The sequence below is a fragment of the Variovorax sp. Root318D1 genome, assembly GCF_001424835.1.
GTDB lineage: Bacteria > Pseudomonadota > Gammaproteobacteria > Burkholderiales > Burkholderiaceae_C > Variovorax.
Window position 1 is genome coordinate 309,834 of sequence record NZ_LMCQ01000020.1, and the last position, 17,626, is coordinate 327,459.

Sequence of the window (17,626 nt, forward strand, 5' to 3'; positions counted from 1 at the left end):
TCAGCGCTTTCAGAAAGGTTTGCCGGCATGACCAAACGCCGCGTCGTCGTGACCGGACTCGGTTGCATCGCTCCTGTCGGAAACACCGCAACCGAATCCTGGGCCAACCTGTTGGCCGGGAAGTCGGGCATTGCGAACATCACCGCGTTCGATGCAAGCGCCTTTGCCTGCAAGTTCGCCGGTGAGGTGAAGGGTTTCGACATCACCCAATACATCTCGGAGAAGGAAGCGCGCCACATGGACCGCTTCATTCATCTGGGGCTTGCCGCCGCCATGCAGGCGGTGCAGGACAGCGGACTGCCGACCGGCGAAGCGCTGCCCTATGAAGAAGCCGTGCGCATCGGCTGCAACATCGGCTCCGGCATCGGCGGCCTGCCGATGATCGAAGAAACGCACGGCGAATACGCGAGTCGCGGCCCGCGCCGCATTTCGCCGTTCTTCGTACCGGCTTCGATCATCAACATGATCTCGGGCCACGTCTCGATCAAGTACGGCTTCAAGGGCCCGAACATCGCGGTGGTGACCGCCTGTACCACGGGCCTGCATGCCATTGGCACGTCGGCACGCATGATCGAATACGGCGATGCCGACGTCATGATCGCGGGCGGCGCCGAGTCGACCATTTCTCCGCTCGGCATCGGCGGCTTCACCGCGCCGCGTGCACTCAGCACGCGCAACGACGATCCCGCCACGGCCTCGCGTCCGTGGGACAAGGACCGCGACGGCTTCGTGCTGGGCGAGGGCGCCGGCGTGCTGGTGCTCGAAGAATACGAGCATGCCAAAGCGCGCGGTGCCAAGATCTACGCGGAAGTGGCGGGCTTCGGCCTGACCGGCGACGCGTACCACATGACCGCACCCGACGTCGACGGCCCCCGCCGCTCGATGACCATGGCGCTGGCCAATGCGGGCGTCAACGCCGACGAAGTGCAGTACCTCAATGCACACGGCACCTCGACGCAGATCGGCGACGTCAACGAGACCAATGCGGTCAAGAAGGCCTTCGGCGACCATGCGAAGAAGCTGGTTGTGAATTCGACCAAGTCGATGACCGGCCACTTGCTGGGCGGCGCCGGCGGCATCGAGTCGGTGTTCACGGTGCTCGCACTGCATCACCAGAAGAGCCCGCCGACCATCAACATCTTCAACCAGGATCCGGAGTGCGACCTCGACTACTGCGCCAACGTGGCGCGCGATCTCAAGATCGATGTCGCGGTCAAGAACAACTTCGGCTTCGGCGGCACCAACGGCACGCTGGTGTTCAAGCGCGCTTGAGCATTGCTCTTTCATGCACAGCGCACCGTCGGTGACATACCCGGTGGGGCGCTCGCGCGGTGCCACCCGGATTCTGATCGCCACATGGGCCTTGGGCGCAGCGTGCGCGGGACTGTCGTGCTATCTGTTCGATAGTGCCGGTTGGCGCCAGCTGCTGCTGGTCCTGAGTGTGCTGTTGTCGGGCCTCGCGGCCGGGCTCGGGCTGCGAAGCGACGGTGCGGGGGTGCTGCACTTCGACGGACTGGGCTGGACGCTCACGGGCGCCCATCCGGGCCGTGCCGTCCATGCGGCCCGCGCCGCCGTCGCACTCGATATCCAGTCGCTGCTGCTGGTCCGGCTGACCCAGCCGGGCCGTGCGAGCCGATGGATCTGGGTCGAGCAGCGCGCCATGCCGGAACGCTGGCGCGACCTGCGCCGTGCGGTATATTCGCGCGCCCCGACCGCGTCGCCTGCCGGCGAGCCTTGGCGTGCGACCGCGCCTGTCGATGCGCCCTGAACCTCCCCGATGACCACTTCTCCGCCGCCAGTGCCACCGGACTCCGGCTTGCCCGATGTGTCCGCCGAGGCGCCGCGCCCGGGCGAGGTCGACCTGCTGCTGGTCCAGCGCACGGTCGCGGGTGACCAAAAGGCATTCGAACTGCTGGTCATCAAGTACCAGCGCCGGATCGAGCGCCTGATCGGGCGCATGGTGCGCGATGTCGATCTGGTCGAAGACATTGCGCAGGAAACCTTCATTCGCGCCTACCGCGCGCTCCATCAGTTCCGCGGCGACGCGCAGTTCTACACCTGGCTTTACCGGATCGCGGTGAATACCGCCAAGAAGGCATTGGTAGACATGAAGCGCGACCCGACCATTTCCGAAAGCGCCATGCGGCCGTCTTCTGATGAGGACGATGAAACTTACCGGCCCGGAAACGAACCAATCAGCGACGAAACCCCCGAATCGGTCCTGGCGGCAAACGAAATCGCCCGCGTGGTCGAGGCGGCCATGGAGGCGTTGCCGTCCGAGCTGCGCCAGGCTGTCACCCTGCGCGAGATCGAGGGCATGAGTTACGAAGAGATTGCCGAGGTCATGGATTGCCCGATCGGCACCGTGCGCTCGCGTATTTTCCGGGCGCGCGAGGCCATTTCGGCCAGGGTCAAACCGCTGCTGGACAACCAGTCCGGCAAGCGTTGGTAGGTAAGCAGGTGAATGAAATGAATCAGACGATGACGGTTCGTGAGCAGGTATCCGCATTGGCGGATGGTCATTTGCAGGGCGAGGAGTTTGCGCGGGCCATCGAGGCCGTCTGCGCGGACGACGAGGCCCATCGGGTCTGGCGCGCCTATCACCTCGTGGGCGACGTGCTGCGCGCGGGCGCGCACTCGCCATGCAGCGATAGCAGCGCGTTCCTGGCCCGCTTTCAGCAGCGCCTGGCGGCGGAGCCTGTGGCCTCGGTCGCGCCTGTGCCGCCGGCCCAGGCCTCAACGATGCATGCGGTGCGGCACAAAACCGATGCAGCCAACGAGCCGGTCTTCCGTTGGAAGCTCGTGGCCGGCGCCGCTTCGCTGGTGGCCGTGGCCGCGATCAGCTGGACGCTGGTCGGAAACGGCGCCCCCTTTCCATCGCAGGGTGCCCAGATAGCAGCCCAGCAGCAGCAACCAGCGTCCAACGCGGTGCTGGCCGCCGCTGCCCCCAGCAGCCCGCTGCCCGCCGCTGCGCCGCTGGCGTCAACCCGCGTGGTGGTCGGCAGTGGAAGCCCGCAGGTCATGCTGCGAGACCCGCGGCTCGACCAGTTGCTCGAAGCGCACCAGCAAGCCGGCGGCGCTTCGCAAATGCCCTCAGGGTTCCTGCGCAACGCGACCTTCGAAGGCCCGACGCGCTGACGCGCGCCTGCCGTCGCTCCAATGACCGTTCAGATGCCGATCTCTGCACGCGCGTTCGCGCTGGTGCTCGCTGCTTTTTGTCTGGTGCAGATTGCGGCGGCACAGAGCCGGCCGGGTCCAGCCAACGCCAGGAGTGCGGCCTCGGTGCAGGCCGGCGACGCACCGCCCGCAATGGGCGTCGTCGAATGGCTGCAGCGCATGCACGCCGGGGCCCGGCAGCGCAATTACGTCGGCACCTTCGTGGTTTCGGCGGCGGGCGGCGATCTGTCGAGTGCGCGCATCTGGCATGTGCGCGACGGCGATATGCAGATCGAGCGCATCGAGGCCCTGTCCGGCCCGCCGCGCTCCACCTTCAGGCGCAACCACCATGTGATGACCTTCCTGCCAGAGGCAAAGGTCGTGAAGGTCGAGAAGCGCGAGAACCTCGACCTCTTTCCCAATCTGCCGGACAAGCCCGATTCTTCGATCGGCGATTTCTACGACGTCCGCGCCATCGGCAAGGACCGCGTGGCGGGTTTCGACGCCGACGTGGTGCAGCTGTTGCCGCACGACGGGCTTCGCTTTGGCTATCGCATCTGGAGCGAGCGCCGCTCCGGCCTGGTGATGAAGCTGCAGACCATCGACAGCGACTCCCGCGTGGTGGAGCAGTCGGCGTTCTCCGAATTGCAGCTGGACGCGCCCGTCAAGGCGCAGGCCCTCGCGCAGATGATGGCCAACACCGGCGGCTACCGCATCGAGAAGCTCGAGCTGGAGCGCACCAGCGCGCAGGACGAGGGCTGGACGCTCAAGTCGCCCGTGGCGGGTTTCAAGCCGCGCAGCTTCTATCGCCGCGGTGACAAGACCGGTCAGGATCGAACCGTCCAGTGGACCTTCTCCGATGGCCTTGCCTCCGTATCGCTTTTCATCGAGCGCTACGATGAGAAACGCGCACCGCGGGATGGTGTGCTCACAATCGGTGCAACCAATGCCATTCGCCGGCGATTGCCCGAGCCGGCAAGCGATTGGTGGCTCACCGCCGTGGGCGAGGTGCCGCAGCAGACTCTCAACGCGTTTGCGCAAAGCCTCGCGCGTACGCGCTGATCTGCGAGGCGCGCGCTGCTGGCGCTGAACCAAGTCCGCATCACTGACTCATAGCTCTTCTTTTGGCTGTTCTCTGTTCTTTTGAAAGAAAACCGATCATGTTCAAAGTCGAGGGACACAAGCTTCGTTCCTATCTCTTCGCATTCGGCGTGGCCTGCTCGGCTGCGACCGGATTCTTGCCGGCAACGTCAGCCATGGCGCAGACGCCCCAGGCGCGCGGATTGCCCGATTTCGCCGATCTGGTGGAGCAGGTGGGTCCCGCGGTGGTCGGCATCCGCACCGTCGAGAAGGTTTCCACGCGCGGCGGCAGCGGCGGGGAAATGGACGAGGAGATGCAGGAGTTCTTCCGGCGCTTCTTCGGCCAGCCGCTGCCCGGCAATCCGCGACCCGGCCCGCGCCCCAACCGGCCGCAGCAACCTCAGGAGGAAGAGCGCCCGCGCGGCGTGGGGTCGGGCTTCATCCTCTCGGCCGACGGCTATGTCATGACCAATGCCCACGTGATCGAGGACGCGTCCGAAATCCTCGTCACGCTGACCGACAAGCGCGAGTTCAAGGCCAAGCTGATCGGCGCCGACAAGCGCAGCGACGTCGCGGTGGTGAAAATCGAGGCGACCAGCCTGCCTGTGGTGAAGGTCGGCGACATCTCCAAGCTGCGCGTCGGCGAATGGGTGATGGCGATCGGTTCGCCCTTCGGCCTGGAGAACACCGTGACCGCGGGCATCGTGAGCGCGAAGCAGCGCGACACCGGCGATCTGGTGCCGCTCATCCAGACCGACGTTGCAATCAACCCGGGCAACTCCGGCGGCCCGCTCATCAATCTGCGCGGCGAGGTGGTCGGCATCAACAGCCAGATCTATTCGCGCTCGGGCGGCTACATGGGCATCTCGTTCTCGATCCCGATCGATGAAGCGATCCGTGTCAGCGAGCAGCTGCGCGCCACCGGCCGGGTCTCGCGCGGCCTGATCGGCGTGACCATCGGCACCGTGTCCAAGGACGTGGCCGAATCGATCGGCCTGGGCAAGGCCCGCGGCGCGCTCGTGAACAGCGTGGTGCCGGGTTCGGCGGCCGACAAGGCCGGCGTGAAGGAAGGCGACATCATCACGAAGTACGGCGACAAGGTCATCGACACGCCGAGCGACCTGTCGCGCTCGGTGGCTAGCACCAAGCCGGGCGCCAAGAGCACGCTGACCCTGTTCCGCAACGGCGCTTCGCGCGAGCTCGCAATCACTGTGGCCGAGGGCGATCCCGAAGCCAAGCCGTCCGGAAAGCGCCAGCAGGATCGCGAGGAGCCACAGGCCAAGCCGTCGTCCGCGGCCGGCAAGTCGCTCGGCCTGGTGGTCAGCGACCTCACCGACGCCCAGAAGAAGGAGCTCAAGGTGCGCGGCGTGCGTATCGACGCGGCCACTGATGCGGCCGCCAAGGCCGGGCTGCGCGAGGGTGACGTGATTCTCTCGGTTGGCAATGTCGAGGTGTCGAGCGTCAAGGAATTCGAGTCTGCGATTGCCAAGGCCGACAAGAACAAGGCGCTCAGCGTGCTGTTCCGCCGTGGCGAGTGGGCGCAATATGCCCTGATCCGACCCGCACGCTGATCTGGCGCTGCCGTCAAGTGGCCCCACCCGTCAGTCGGGTTTGGGGCCTTTTTTTGAGGTGTTTGCGACGTTGGAGCGCCCGGTTTCAAAAAAAATTCTGGGCGAAAATCGCCCCGGATTTGTTTGCGTTCACTAACTTATGTAAGGGCTTAGGACGGTTTTCGGTAGAATAGGGGTCAGTGGACAGTCAGTCCGGGCATAAAGAGTATGGTTTCCTCCACCATGCGAGATGTCAGACAGCAGTCCACCGGTGCTCCACAGATCGCCCACAAGTTGTTCATAGAGTGCTCCACCGTTCCTGTGGATAAGTTGTTTATATCTTTGATGTTGTGGACCTGCAACGACCCGTTTTGACCCTGTCCCCGGATGTACGTGCCTCCCTTTTTGCCTACAATGAAGTTCCAACTACTGCAGTTGCCATTGCTTGTTGGTTCAGGGCGCGTCTCCAGAAGACGCGCCCTTTTTTCTTGCCTGTCGCACTCTGCGCACGAGCCAATTCAAGTACTTAAGCGTTCCCGTTGATGAATCACATCAGAAATTTTTCGATCATTGCGCACATCGATCACGGCAAGTCGACGCTCGCAGACCGTTTGATCCAACGTTGCGGCGGCCTCGCGGAACGCGAGATGGAAGCACAGGTGCTCGATTCGATGGACATCGAAAAAGAGCGTGGGATAACCATCAAGGCACAGACCGCTGCGCTGCACTACAAGGCGCTCGATGGGCAGGTCTACAACCTCAATCTGATCGACACACCGGGCCATGTCGACTTCTCGTACGAAGTGAGTCGCTCGTTGTCTGCATGCGAAGGTGCGCTGCTCGTCGTCGATGCATCGCAAGGCGTTGAAGCGCAGACGGTGGCCAACTGCTACACCGCGCTCGACCTCGGTGTTGAAGTGGTGCCCGTGCTCAACAAGATGGATCTGCCAAACGCGGATCCGGACAACGCACGCACCGAGATCGAAGACGTGATCGGCATCGACGCGACCGACGCGATTCCGTGCTCCGCGAAGACCGGCCTCGGCATCGACGAGATTCTCGAAGCCGTCGTCCACAAGATGCCCGCCCCGCGCGGCAATCCCGATGGCCCGCTGCGCGCGATGATCGTCGACAGCTGGTTCGATCCCTACGTCGGCGTGGTCATGTTGGTGCGCGTGGTCGACGGCCGCCTGGTGAAGGGCGAGCGCATCAAGATGATGGCGTCCGGCGCCATGTACAACGCCGACAACGTCGGCGTCTTCACGCCCGCCAACGAGCCGCGCGCATCGCTCGAGGCGGGCGAGGTGGGCTACATCATCGCGGGCATCAAGGAGCTGCAGGCCGCCAAGGTCGGCGACACCGTGACGCTCATCAAGCCAGGCACCGGCGGCGCGGCTGCTACCGCCACCGAGGCGCTGCCGGGCTTCAAGGAAATCCAGCCGCAGGTGTTTGCCGGCCTCTACCCGACCGAAGCGAGCGAATACGACTCGCTGCGCGACGCGCTGGAAAAACTCAAGCTCAACGATTCGTCGCTGCGTTACGAGCCCGAGGTGAGCCAGGCGCTCGGCTTCGGCTTTCGCTGCGGCTTTCTCGGCCTCTTGCACATGGAGATCGTGCAGGAGCGCCTGGAGCGCGAGTTCGACCAGGACCTGATCACGACCGCGCCGAGCGTGGTCTACCAGGTGGTGCGCAACGACGGCGAAGTCATCATGGTCGAGAACCCGTCCAAGATGCCCGACGTTGGCAAGATGAGCGAGATTCGCGAGCCGATCGTCACCGTGCATCTCTACATGCCGCAGGAATACGTCGGCGCCGTCATGACGCTGGCCAACCAGAAGCGCGGCGTGCAGATGAACATGGCCTACCACGGCCGCCAGGTCATGCTGACCTACGAGATGCCGCTCGGCGAGATCGTGCTGGACTTCTTCGACAAGCTGAAGTCGGTCAGCCGCGGCTACGCTTCCATGGACTACGAGTTCAAGGAGTACCGCGCCTCCGACGTGGTCAAGGTCGACATCCTGCTGAACGGCGAGAAGGTCGATGCGTTGTCCATCATCGTGCACCGGAGCCAGTCGCAGTACCGTGGCCGGGCCGTGGTGTCGAAGATGCGCGAGATCATTTCGCGCCAGATGTTCGACGTTGCGATCCAGGCGGCCATCGGGGTCAACATCATTGCGCGTGAGACAATCAAGGCGCTGCGCAAGAACGTTCTTGCCAAGTGTTACGGCGGCGACATCACCCGCAAGAAGAAGCTGCTCGAGAAGCAGAAAGCGGGCAAGAAAAGAATGAAGCAGATCGGCTCCGTCGAGGTCCCTCAAGAGGCCTTCCTCGCGATTCTGCAAGTCGAAGACTGATCTCAAAAATGGCATTCATCACTACTTTGGTCCTCGCGGCCTTTGCCAGCTACGTCGGTGCCTGGTACTTTGGCGCCATCGAAGGCAACTTCGCACTGCTGCTGTTCCTGGCCACCGTGGTCACCGGTCTTTACTGGCTCGCCGAGCGCTTCTATTTCCTGCCCCGCCGCGAACGCGCCGCCACCGTGCTCGAAACTTCTCTGAGCGAGCGCAACGCGCGCCTGGCCGGGCAGGGCATCACGCAGGTCGACATGGTCGATGCCAAGGCCAGCGAGCGCCTGCTGATGCAGCCGTGGTGGCTCGATTGGACGGCTGGGCTGTTCCCAGTCATCCTGGTGGTGTTCCTGCTGCGCTCGTTCCTCTACGAGCCCTTCAAGATCCCGTCGGGTTCGATGATGCCGACGCTGCTGACCGGCGACCTGATCCTGGTCAACAAGTTCACCTATGGCCTGCGCCTGCCCGTGATCAACACCAAGATCACCGATGGCACGCCGCTGGCCCGCGGCGACGTGGTGGTGTTCCGCTACCCGCCCAAGCCGAGCATGGACTACATCAAGCGCGTGGTCGGCATTCCCGGCGACGAGGTGGCCTACCTGAACAAAAAGCTCACCATCAACGGGCAGCCGGTTTCCAAGTCCTCGATGCCCGACTATCTCGACAGCGATTCGATGCGCCTGCTCAAGCAGTTCAACGAAGACCTCGGCGGCAAGCAGCACAGGCTGCTCAACGACGATGCCGGTCCGGCCTTCGTCCAGGGCGCCGCCGACTTCCCGTTTCGCGAAAACTGCCGCTATTCCGTCGAAGGCGTGGTTTGCAAGGTGCCGGCCGGCAACTACTTCATGATGGGCGACAACCGCGATAATTCGGCGGACTCGCGTTTCTGGGGTTTCGTGCCGGACAAGAACATCGTGGGCAGGGCGTTCTTCGTCTGGATGAACTTCGGCGACCTGGGTCGCATCGGTCCATTTCAATAAGCAGTCAGCATTGTTCGAGGGGTAAGAGGGCATGAGAGCAAATCGGTCCATCCGCAGCAGGGCCGCGCATCAGCGCGGCATCTCGTTCATTGGCCTGGTGTTCGTCGCCGCGGTGCTGGGTTGCCTGGGCGTCGTCGTCGCGCAGGTCATTCCGACGCTGATCGAATACCAGGCAATCGACAAGGCGGCCAACAAGGCCAAGGAAGGCGCCACCGTGCCCGAAGTGCGCGCCATCTTCGACCGGGCCCAGGCGATCGACGACTTCAAGTCGGTTTCCGGCAAGGACCTCGACATCAAGAAGGTCGGCGACAAGGTCGTCGTGTCGTATGCCTACGAGCGGGAGATCCCGCTATTCGGGCCGGCCTTCCTGGTGCTCAAGTACAAAGGCGAGACCCGCTGAACGCGGCGACACGCAAGGTGGACGGCGGCCTCGCAGCGCTGCAGGAGCGCCTCAAGCATTCGTTCTCCGACCCGCGGCTGTTTCAGCTCGCGCTCACGCACCGTAGTTTTTCGGCTGACCACAACGAGCGTCTCGAGTTTCTCGGCGACTCGGTGCTCAATCTCGCGGTTTCGCACCTGCTATACACCCGCCTTTCGGCCCTGCCCGAAGGCGATCTGTCGCGCGTGCGGGCCAACCTGGTCAAGCAGGACACGCTGCATCGCCTGGCGCTTGAGCTGCAGCTGTCGCCGCTGCTGCGGCTCGGCGAAGGCGAGGCGCGCTCGGGCGGGCCCAACCGGCCTTCGATCCTGGCCGATGCGCTCGAAGCGCTGATCGGCGCGGTCTACCTCGACGCGGGCTTTGCGGCCGCCGAAGCACTGGTGCGCCGGCTCTACGAGTCGGTCGAGATCAATCCGCGCATGGACGCGGTCGCCAAGGACCCGAAAACCGAATTGCAGGAATGGCTCCAGGGCCACAAAATGAAGTTGCCGGTGTACCGCGTGGCGGCCACGCTCGGCGCCGCGCACAAACAAACTTTCGATGTCGAGTGCGAGGTGCCCGAAATGGGACTGCGCGAACGCGGCATCGGTGGCTCGCGACGCGCCGGCGAGCAGGCTGCCGCGGCAGCCATGTTGATCCGGCTCAAGGCACGCGGAGCCACGTGAAACCACAAATGAACGACGCTATAAATTCAGCAGCAAACCCCGAAGACGCAGCGGGCGACACGGTCCCGACCGGACCCCAGCACTGCGGCCTGGTGGCCATTGTGGGCAAGCCCAACGTGGGCAAATCGACGCTGCTCAACGCGCTGGTGGGCCAGAAGATCAGCATCACCTCGCGCAAGGCGCAGACCACGCGGCACCGCATCACGGGCATGCGCACGATTGGTGCAACTCAGTTCGTGTTCGTCGATACGCCGGGCTTCCAGACCCTGCACGCCAACGCGCTCAACAAGTCGCTCAACAAGACGGTGCAGGGCGCGGTGGGCGACGTGGACCTGATTCTTTTCGTGGTCGAGGCGGGCAGCTTCACACCGGCCGACGAGCGGGTGCTCAAGCTGCTCGGCAAGGGCATTCCCACGGTGCTTCTGGCCAACAAGCTCGACAACGTGCACCGCCGTGGCGACATCGCACCCTGGTTGCAGACCATGCAGGCGAAGCACCCCTTCGCCGAGTTCGTGCCGATGTCGGCCAAGAATTCCAAGGACGTCGAGCGCCTGTTCGGCATCTGCGAAAAATACCTGCCCGAGCAGCCCTGGTTCTACGCGGAAGACGAGCTGACCGACCGGAGCGAGAAATTCCTCGCGGGCGAACTGGTGCGTGAAAAGCTGTTCCGCCTCACCGGCGACGAACTGCCCTACACCTCGACCGTGATCATCGACAAGTTCGAGGAAGAGCCGCCGCAGAAAAAGGGTCAGAAGCGCCTGCTGCGCATTGCCGCCACCATCGTGGTGGAGCGTGATGGCCACAAGGCCATGGTGATCGGCGACAAGGGCGAGCGCATCAAGCGCATCGGCATGGAAACCCGCGTCGAGCTCGAAAAGCTGGCCGATGCCAAGGTGTTCCTCGAACTGTGGGTGAAGGTGCGCTCCGGCTGGGCCGACGACGAGGCCCGCGTGCGCTCGTTCGGTTACGAATGAAGTGGCGACTGCCCACCGCGTTTCGCACGAACCGGCGTATGTGCTCCATCGCTACGACTGGAGCGAGTCGAGCCTGATCCTCGAGGTCTTCACCCGGCACCACGGGCGCATTGCGCTGGTGGCAAAGGGGGCGAAGCGGCCGAGCTCCAATTTCAGGCCGGTGCTGCTGCCGCTGCAGCCGCTGCAACTCAACTATGGCGGCGACGCCGAAATCCGCACGCTCAAGGGCGCCGAGTGGATGGGCGGGCACGTCATGCCCACCGGCGAGGCGCTGCTTTCGGGCTATTACGTCAACGAACTGCTGCTGCGTCTCCTGGCCCGGGACGATGCGCATGAAGCCCTGTTCGACGCCTATGCGGGCGTGGTTCAGGTGCTGGCCAGCGAACACGCCGGCGCGCAGGCGGCCACCCACGCCGCCGCGCTGCGCGCCTTCGAACTGCTGCTGCTGCGCGAAGTGGGACTGTTGCCCTCGCTCGACGTGCAGACCCTCACGCTCGAGCCACTGGCGGCCGATCAACGCTACAGCTTGGTGCCGGAGGCCGGCTTGCGGCTGGCGGGTGGCGAAGAGGCCGCGCTGGCTGGCGCCGATTGGCAGTCGCTGCAAGGCGTGCTGGACGACCGCGCGCCGTTCACTGCCACGCTGCGCGAGATCGCGACCATGAACGCCGGCAGCAACAGTGCCCTCAGGAACCAGCTGCGCACCTTGCTCAACTACCATTGCGGTGTGTCCACGCTGCGCACGCGGCAGATGATGAGAGATTTGCAAGCCCTATGAGCACGACATCCGGCCATTCCGCTACCACTTCGCTGTCGGTCAACCTGAACAAGGTGGCCCTGGTGCGCAACACGCGCGCCCTCGGTATTCCGAGCGTGCTCGTTGCCGCCAACGCTTGCCTTGCCGCGGGCGCGCAGGGCATCACCGTGCATCCGCGGCCTGACGCGCGCCATATCCGCGCGCACGACGTGAGCGACCTGTCCGCGCTGCTCGCCAAGGACTGGCCGGCGATCGAGTTCAACATCGAAGGCAACCCGTTCCACAACCTGATGGACTTTGTGCGCGAGCTGAAGCCGCACCAGGCCACCTTCGTGCCGGACAGCGAATCACAATCGACTAGCGACCACGGCTGGAGCTTCCCCGAAGACGCCGAGCGCCTGCGCCCCCTGATTGCCGAGGCCAAGGCGCTGGGCGTGCGCGTGAGCCTGTTCATGGACCCCATTCCGCAACAGATGGCTGCGGCCAAGGAGGTGGGTGCGGATCGCGTCGAGCTGTACACCGAGGGCTATGCCGCATCGCGCGGCACGCCGGACGAAGAGGCCGTGCTCGCGCGCTATGTCGAATCGGCACGTGCGGCAGAGGCCGTGGGCCTTGGCGTGAATGCAGGCCACGACCTGAGCCGCGACAACCTCACTGCGTTCCTCCGGGCCGTGCGCGGCGTCCAGGAGGTTTCGATCGGCCACGCCTTCATTGCCGATGCGCTCGAGCTCGGCTACGCCGCCACGACGCGGGAATACCTCCGCTGCATCGAAGAGGCGCAGTGAACGCGCAAGCGGAATGATCTACGGCATCGGTACCGACATCTGCGACCTGCGGCGCATCGGCGCAACGTTCGAGCGCCAGGGTGAGCGCTTTGCCCACCGGGTGCTGAGCGACGCCGAATTCGCCGTCTGGAAGGCCCGCAGCGCGCGCTGGCCCAAGCGCGGCCTGAGCTATCTTGCGACACGCTTTTCCGCCAAGGAAGCCTTCAGCAAGGCCATTGGCCTGGGCATGCGCATGCCGATGAGCTGGCGGCTGTGCGAGATCGCGAACCTGCCCAGCGGCAAGCCCGTCATCGTGCTGCACGGCGAGCTCAAGGACTGGTTCGAGGCCAAGGGCCTGACGGCCCACGTCACGGTGACCGACGAAACCGAATATGCCGCGAGTTTCGTCGTGGTCGAATACAAGAACGAGGCATGACCCTGGCAACGACAAGCAATCACTCGCCTCTCATCATCGACGTGGCGGGCACGGAACTCAGCGACGCGGACCGCCACCGCGTCACCAACCCCCTGGTGGGCGGCGTCATTCATTTCGCCCGCAACTGGCGAGACCGCGCCCAGATGGCGGCGCTCAATGCCGAGTTGAAGGCCCTCCGCCCCGACCTGCTGATCTGCGTCGACCACGAAGGCGGCCGAGTGCAGCGGTTTCGCACCGACGGCTTCACGCGCCTGCCTTCGATGCGCGCACTCGGCGAACTATGGATGCGCGATGCCATGCGCGCCACCCAGGCCGCAACGGCGACCGGCCAGGTGCTTGCCGCCGAGCTGCGCGCCTGCGGCATCGACTTCAGTTTTGCACCGGTGCTCGACCTGGACTACGGCGGTAGCAGTGTGATCGGCGACCGCAGCTTTCACCGCGACCCGCGCGTTGTGGCGCTATTGGCCAAGAGCGTGATGCACGGCATGCTGCAGATGGGCATGCGCCATTGCGGCAAGCACTTTCCCGGGCATGGCTTCGTGACGGCCGATTCGCACGTGGACATTCCGGTCGACCGGCGCAGCCTCAAGGCGATCCTCGCCGACGACGCGCGGCCTTATGACTGGCTCGCAGGCACGCTCACGGCGGTGATGCCGGCGCACGTGATCTATCCGAAGGTCGACAAGCGGCCCGCGGGTTTTTCGTCCCGTTGGCTGAAAGAGATCCTGCGCAGCCGGCTTTCATTCGATGGTGCCATCTTCAGCGATGACCTGAGCATGGAGGCGGGGCGCTACATCGATGGCGAGCTGTTGAGCTATGCCGATGCCGCACTTGCGGCACTCGATGCGGGCTGCGACCTCGCGATGCTGTGCAATCAGAGCATCGGCGATGGCCGGCCACTCGACGAGTTGCTCGATCGCTTCGCCGTCGCAGCCAAGGCGGGGCGTTGGCAAGCTGACGCAAAGAGCGAGATGCGGCGGCGGGCACTGCTGCCGGAGACGCCATCGACCGACTGGAACGCGATGGTCGAATCGGAAGGCTACAAAGGCGCCAGGCAAGTGCTGGCGAAGGCCAGGCTCGCGTCGCCCGCGGGCGACTGACGAACCGCTACGGCGCGCCGACCGGCGGCGGATTGGCCCACAGCCGCTCGCCGCCTGAGTCCAGGTGCGTCAGGTACAGCCGCACGTCGAACTCCAGCCGGTGGTAGCCCGGCTCCATGTGCTCGCACAGCGCATAGAAGCTCTTGTCATGGTCCTTTTCCTTCATGTGCGCGAGCTCATGGACCACGATCATGCGCAGCCACTCCAGGGGCACTTCCCTGAACAGGCTCGCCACCCGGATCTCGCGCTTGGCCTTGAGCTTGCTGCCCTGCACGCGCGAGACGGTGGTGTGCGTGCCGAGCGCGTTGCGGATCACATGCAGCTTGCTGTCGAACGCCACCTTGGAGAGCGGCGGCGCCTTGCGCATGAAATCGCTCTTGAGTTCGCTCACGTAGTCGTAGAGCGCACGATCGGTCTGCACCTCGTGCAAAGGGCCGGGATAGCGGCTGCGCAGCAACGGCGCGAGCCCTTCGGTTTCGACCAGTTGCTGAACCTGAGCCAGCAGGGTGGGTGGATACCCCGCGAGGTATTTCATGCCGCCGGCCCCACGCAGGCCAGCCCGGTCGCCACGCCCCCGAACAGGTCGCCCTCGACGAGGTTGATGCCAGCGAAGCTTTTGCGCAAGGCCTGCTGAAACGGCCGCAGCGCCGAGGAGCCTCCCGTCAGGTAGATGGCGTCCAGGTCGCCGCTGCGCAGCCCGGCGCGCTTGACGCAGGCGTGCGCGCAGGCAATGACGTTCTCGAGCAGCGGAGAAAGCTGCTGCGCCATGTCGGCGGGCGAAAGCGACGCGGTCAGGCCCGGCTCTGCGCACGACAGGTCGATCGCGCTGGGCGCATCGCTTACCGAGGCATCGATCTTCGCCTGCTCGACCTCGCTGGCAATGCGATGACCGTGCCGCTCTTCGAGCACCGCCATCAGCCGGTCGTGCAGCCGCGTATTGCTGTAGCTGGTGCGCAGATCCTTCGCCTGCCGCACCGCCTTGGCCGCATAGAGCCAGTTGATCAGGTGCCAGGACGAGAGCTCGAAGAAGACCTTGCTCGGTACTTCACGTCCCTGTGCGCCCGTATGGCGAAAGCCGAATTCCGGCATGACGCGATCGAGGTTCAGGCGTTGGTCGAAGTCGGTCCCGCCGATGTGCACGCCGCTGGTGGCCAGCACGTCGTCGCTGCGGTCGTCGCGCATGGCGCGGTCTGGCCCGACGCGCACAACGGTGAAGTCGGAGGTGCCGCCGCCGACGTCGACGATCAGCACCAGCGACTCCTTCGTGATGCGCTGCTCATAGTCGAAGGCCGCGGCAATCGGCTCCAGCTGAAAAGCGATGTCGCGAAACCCGGCCGCACGGGCGGCGTGGCGCAGGCTTTCTTCCGCGCGTTCGTCGCGCTTGGAATCGTCGTCCACGAAATGAACCGGCCGGCCGATGACCACGCGCTCCGGCACCCGGCCCAGTTCGCGGCCCGCCCGTGCGGCGAGTTCGCGCAGAAAGCGCGCGATGATGTCCTCGAAGCTCACGAGCCCGTCGTAGACGGCCGTTTTCTCCTGCATCAGTGCGCTGCCGAGCAGGCTCTTGAGTGAGCGCATCAGGCGGCCTTCAACGCCCGCAAGATAGAGCGCGACAGCTTCGCGGCCGAAGTGCGTCGTACGGTCTTCAGCGTTGAAGAAGATCGCGGTGGGCAGGGTGGTGGCCGCGCCTTCGATGGGCAGTAGCCGGGCCACGCCGTCGACCCGGCAGGCCACGGCGGAATTGGAGGTGCCGAAGTCGATGCCGATCGTCGGCAACGACGACGGTAACTTCACGCTCAAGATTCCCTGCGCAACGCCGGGAACAGGATCACGTCGCGGATGCTCGGCGAGTCGGTCAGCAGCATCATCAGCCGGTCAATGCCGATGCCGCAGCCGCCGGTGGGCGGCATGCCGTATTCGAGCGCACGCACGAAGTCGTGGTCGTAGAACATGGCTTCGTCGTCGCCGCTGTCCTTGGCGGCCACCTGCGCGTTGAAGCGCGCGGCCTGGTCTTCGGCGTCGTTGAGCTCGCTGAAGCCGTTGCCGAACTCGCGGCCCGTGATGTAGAGCTCGAAGCGCTCGGTCACTTCAGGGCGCTCGTCGTTGGCGCGTGCCAGCGGCGAGATCTCAGTCGGGTGCTCCATGATGAAGGTCGGCTGCCAGAGCTTCTCTTCCACCGTCTCTTCGAAGTACATCACCTGCAGGCTGGCAAGGCTGCGCTGCGAGAGCTTGTCCTTTTCTTCGCTGAGGCCGATCTTGCGCAGGGCATTGATGAGCCAGGCGCTGTCGTCGACGCCATCGCCGGCCTCGGTGTGCTTGAGGATGGCTTCGCGGATCGTCAGGCGCTCGAAAGGCTGGGTCAGGTCGACAGGCTTGCCCTGGTAGGTGAGCTGCTGAGTGCCCACGGCCTTGTCGGCAATGGTGCGGATCAGCGTTTCGGTGAAGTCCATCAGGTCGCGGTAGTTCCAGTAGGCCGCGTAGAACTCCATCATCGTGAACTCGGGGTTGTGCCGCACCGAGATGCCCTCGTTGCGGTAGCTCCGGTTGATTTCGAACACGCGCTCGAAACCGCCGACGATCAGGCGCTTCAGGTAGAGCTCGGGCGCGATACGCAGGAACATCTCCTGGTCGAGCGCGTTGTGGTGCGTCTTGAAGGGCTTCGCGTTGGCGCCGCCTGGGATGGGGTGCAGCATCGGCGTTTCGACTTCGAGGAAGTCGTTGGCCACCATGAATTCGCGCAGGGCGCTCACAGCCTTGCTGCGCGCGGTGAAGCGCACGCGCGCCGACTCGTCGGTGATCAGGTCGACGTAGCGCTGGCGGTACTTCTGCTCCTGGTCGGCCATGCCGTGGAACTTGTCGGGCAGCGGACGCAGGCTCTTGGTGAGCAGGCGCAAGCGGGTCACCTTGACCGAGAGCTCGCCGGTCTTGGTCTTCATCAGCGTGCCTTCGGCGCCGACGATGTCGCCCAGGTCCCAGCGCTTGAAGTCGGCGTAGGCTTCTTCGCCGATGGCGTCGCGCGTCACGTAGAGCTGGATGCGGCTCGTGGCGTCCTGCACCGTCGCAAAGCTGGCCTTGCCCATCACGCGCTTGAGCATCATGCGGCCCGCCACGCTCACCGCAACAGACTGCGCTTCGAGCGCTTCGGCTTCGGTGGCGCCATGCGCCTCGATCAGTGCGGCGGCGCGGTGGCCCGGCTTGAAGTCGTTCGGAAACGCAACGCCCTTGCCCTCGGCCTGCGCGGTGCGCATCAGCTTGAGCTTTTCGCGGCGTTCCGCGATGAGCTGGTTGTCGTCGACGGCGGGCGCCGCGGCTGGAGCCGCTGCAGGCGTGGGAATGGAGGGAATCAGGTGATCGGACATGGAGAGCGGAGGAGGGCGCAA

At 64.7% G+C, this 17,626-nt stretch carries 18 protein-coding genes; 15 read left to right on the forward strand and 3 right to left on the reverse strand.

The window, feature by feature from the left end:
• Positions 1–27 precede the first annotated feature (27 nt).
• From fabF to nagZ, 15 genes are all read left to right on the forward strand, one after another.
• Positions 28–1,272 (forward strand): beta-ketoacyl-ACP synthase II, encoded by a 1,245-nt coding sequence (fabF, locus tag ASC78_RS18225; protein WP_055804192.1) that lies wholly within the window; start codon positions 28–30, stop codon positions 1,270–1,272.
• Between the two features lie 13 nt (positions 1,273–1,285).
• Positions 1,286–1,768 carry a hypothetical protein gene (locus ASC78_RS18230; protein WP_055804195.1) on the forward strand — a complete coding sequence of 161 codons (483 nt, stop codon included), beginning with the start codon at positions 1,286–1,288 and terminating at the stop codon, positions 1,766–1,768.
• Positions 1,769–1,777: 9 nt separating this feature from the next.
• Positions 1,778–2,452: an RNA polymerase sigma factor RpoE gene (gene rpoE, locus ASC78_RS18235; protein WP_235505121.1), complete on the forward strand. Its 675-nt coding sequence runs from the start codon at positions 1,778–1,780 to the stop codon at positions 2,450–2,452.
• 17 nt (positions 2,453–2,469) lie between these two features.
• Positions 2,470–3,138 (forward strand): sigma-E factor negative regulatory protein, encoded by a 669-nt coding sequence (locus tag ASC78_RS18240; protein ID WP_055804198.1) that lies wholly within the window; start codon positions 2,470–2,472, stop codon positions 3,136–3,138.
• A 21-nt stretch (positions 3,139–3,159) separates the two neighbouring features.
• Positions 3,160–4,218, forward strand: a complete 1,059-nt coding sequence (locus tag ASC78_RS18245; RefSeq protein ID WP_055804200.1) for a MucB/RseB C-terminal domain-containing protein — start codon at positions 3,160–3,162, stop codon at positions 4,216–4,218.
• 98 nt (positions 4,219–4,316) lie between these two features.
• Entirely contained in the window at positions 4,317–5,807 is a 1,491-nt protein-coding gene (locus ASC78_RS18250) for a DegQ family serine endoprotease (protein WP_443082730.1), read from the forward strand.
• Positions 5,808–6,328: 521 nt separating this feature from the next.
• Positions 6,329–8,140 (forward strand): translation elongation factor 4, encoded by a 1,812-nt coding sequence (gene lepA / locus ASC78_RS18255; RefSeq protein ID WP_055804203.1) that lies wholly within the window; start codon positions 6,329–6,331, stop codon positions 8,138–8,140.
• An 8-nt stretch (positions 8,141–8,148) separates the two neighbouring features.
• On the forward strand, positions 8,149–9,114 hold the full coding sequence (lepB, locus tag ASC78_RS18260) for a signal peptidase I (protein WP_055804206.1): 966 nt from the start codon (positions 8,149–8,151) through the stop codon (positions 9,112–9,114).
• Between the two features lie 31 nt (positions 9,115–9,145).
• Complete coding sequence (locus ASC78_RS18265; RefSeq protein ID WP_055804209.1) at positions 9,146–9,514, forward strand: DUF4845 domain-containing protein; 369 nt, start codon at positions 9,146–9,148, stop codon at positions 9,512–9,514.
• Positions 9,515–9,531: 17 nt separating this feature from the next.
• The gene (gene rnc / locus ASC78_RS18270; RefSeq protein WP_055804215.1) at positions 9,532–10,218 is read left to right on the forward strand and encodes a ribonuclease III; all 687 of its coding nucleotides are present in this window, start codon (positions 9,532–9,534) and stop codon (positions 10,216–10,218) included.
• An 8-nt stretch (positions 10,219–10,226) separates the two neighbouring features.
• The gene (era, locus tag ASC78_RS18275; RefSeq protein ID WP_055804217.1) at positions 10,227–11,192 is read left to right on the forward strand and encodes a GTPase Era; all 966 of its coding nucleotides are present in this window, start codon (positions 10,227–10,229) and stop codon (positions 11,190–11,192) included.
• Position 11,193: 1 nt separating this feature from the next.
• Entirely contained in the window at positions 11,194–11,967 is a 774-nt protein-coding gene (gene recO, locus ASC78_RS18280) for a DNA repair protein RecO (RefSeq protein WP_055804219.1), read from the forward strand.
• Positions 11,964–12,731: a pyridoxine 5'-phosphate synthase gene (locus tag ASC78_RS18285; RefSeq protein ID WP_055804221.1), complete on the forward strand. Its 768-nt coding sequence runs from the start codon at positions 11,964–11,966 to the stop codon at positions 12,729–12,731. The genes recO and ASC78_RS18285 overlap by 4 nt, the downstream gene beginning before the upstream one ends.
• A gap of 13 nt (positions 12,732–12,744) precedes the next feature.
• A complete protein-coding gene (gene acpS / locus ASC78_RS18290; RefSeq protein WP_055804225.1) occupies positions 12,745–13,146 on the forward strand; it encodes a holo-ACP synthase in 402 nt (133 codons plus the stop codon).
• Complete coding sequence (nagZ, locus tag ASC78_RS18295) at positions 13,143–14,246, forward strand: beta-N-acetylhexosaminidase (RefSeq protein WP_055804228.1); 1,104 nt, start codon at positions 13,143–13,145, stop codon at positions 14,244–14,246. Before acpS ends, nagZ begins: the two co-directional genes overlap by 4 nt.
• Positions 14,247–14,253: 7 nt before the next feature.
• Here nagZ and ASC78_RS18300 read toward each other — a convergent pair whose 3' ends face one another.
• From ASC78_RS18300 to lysS, 3 genes are read right to left on the reverse strand one after another with little or no spacing between them, the layout of a single operon-like run.
• Positions 14,254–14,781, reverse strand: coding sequence for a M48 metallopeptidase family protein (locus tag ASC78_RS18300; protein ID WP_055804231.1), 528 nt, complete (start codon positions 14,779–14,781; stop codon positions 14,254–14,256).
• Complete coding sequence (locus tag ASC78_RS18305) at positions 14,778–16,046, reverse strand: Hsp70 family protein (protein WP_082517579.1); 1,269 nt, start codon at positions 16,044–16,046, stop codon at positions 14,778–14,780. Before ASC78_RS18305 ends, ASC78_RS18300 begins: the two co-directional genes overlap by 4 nt.
• The gene (lysS, locus tag ASC78_RS18310) at positions 16,043–17,605 is read right to left on the reverse strand and encodes a lysine--tRNA ligase (protein ID WP_055804234.1); all 1,563 of its coding nucleotides are present in this window, start codon (positions 17,603–17,605) and stop codon (positions 16,043–16,045) included. The genes ASC78_RS18305 and lysS overlap by 4 nt, the downstream gene beginning before the upstream one ends.
• Positions 17,606–17,626: the final 21 nt, after the last annotated feature.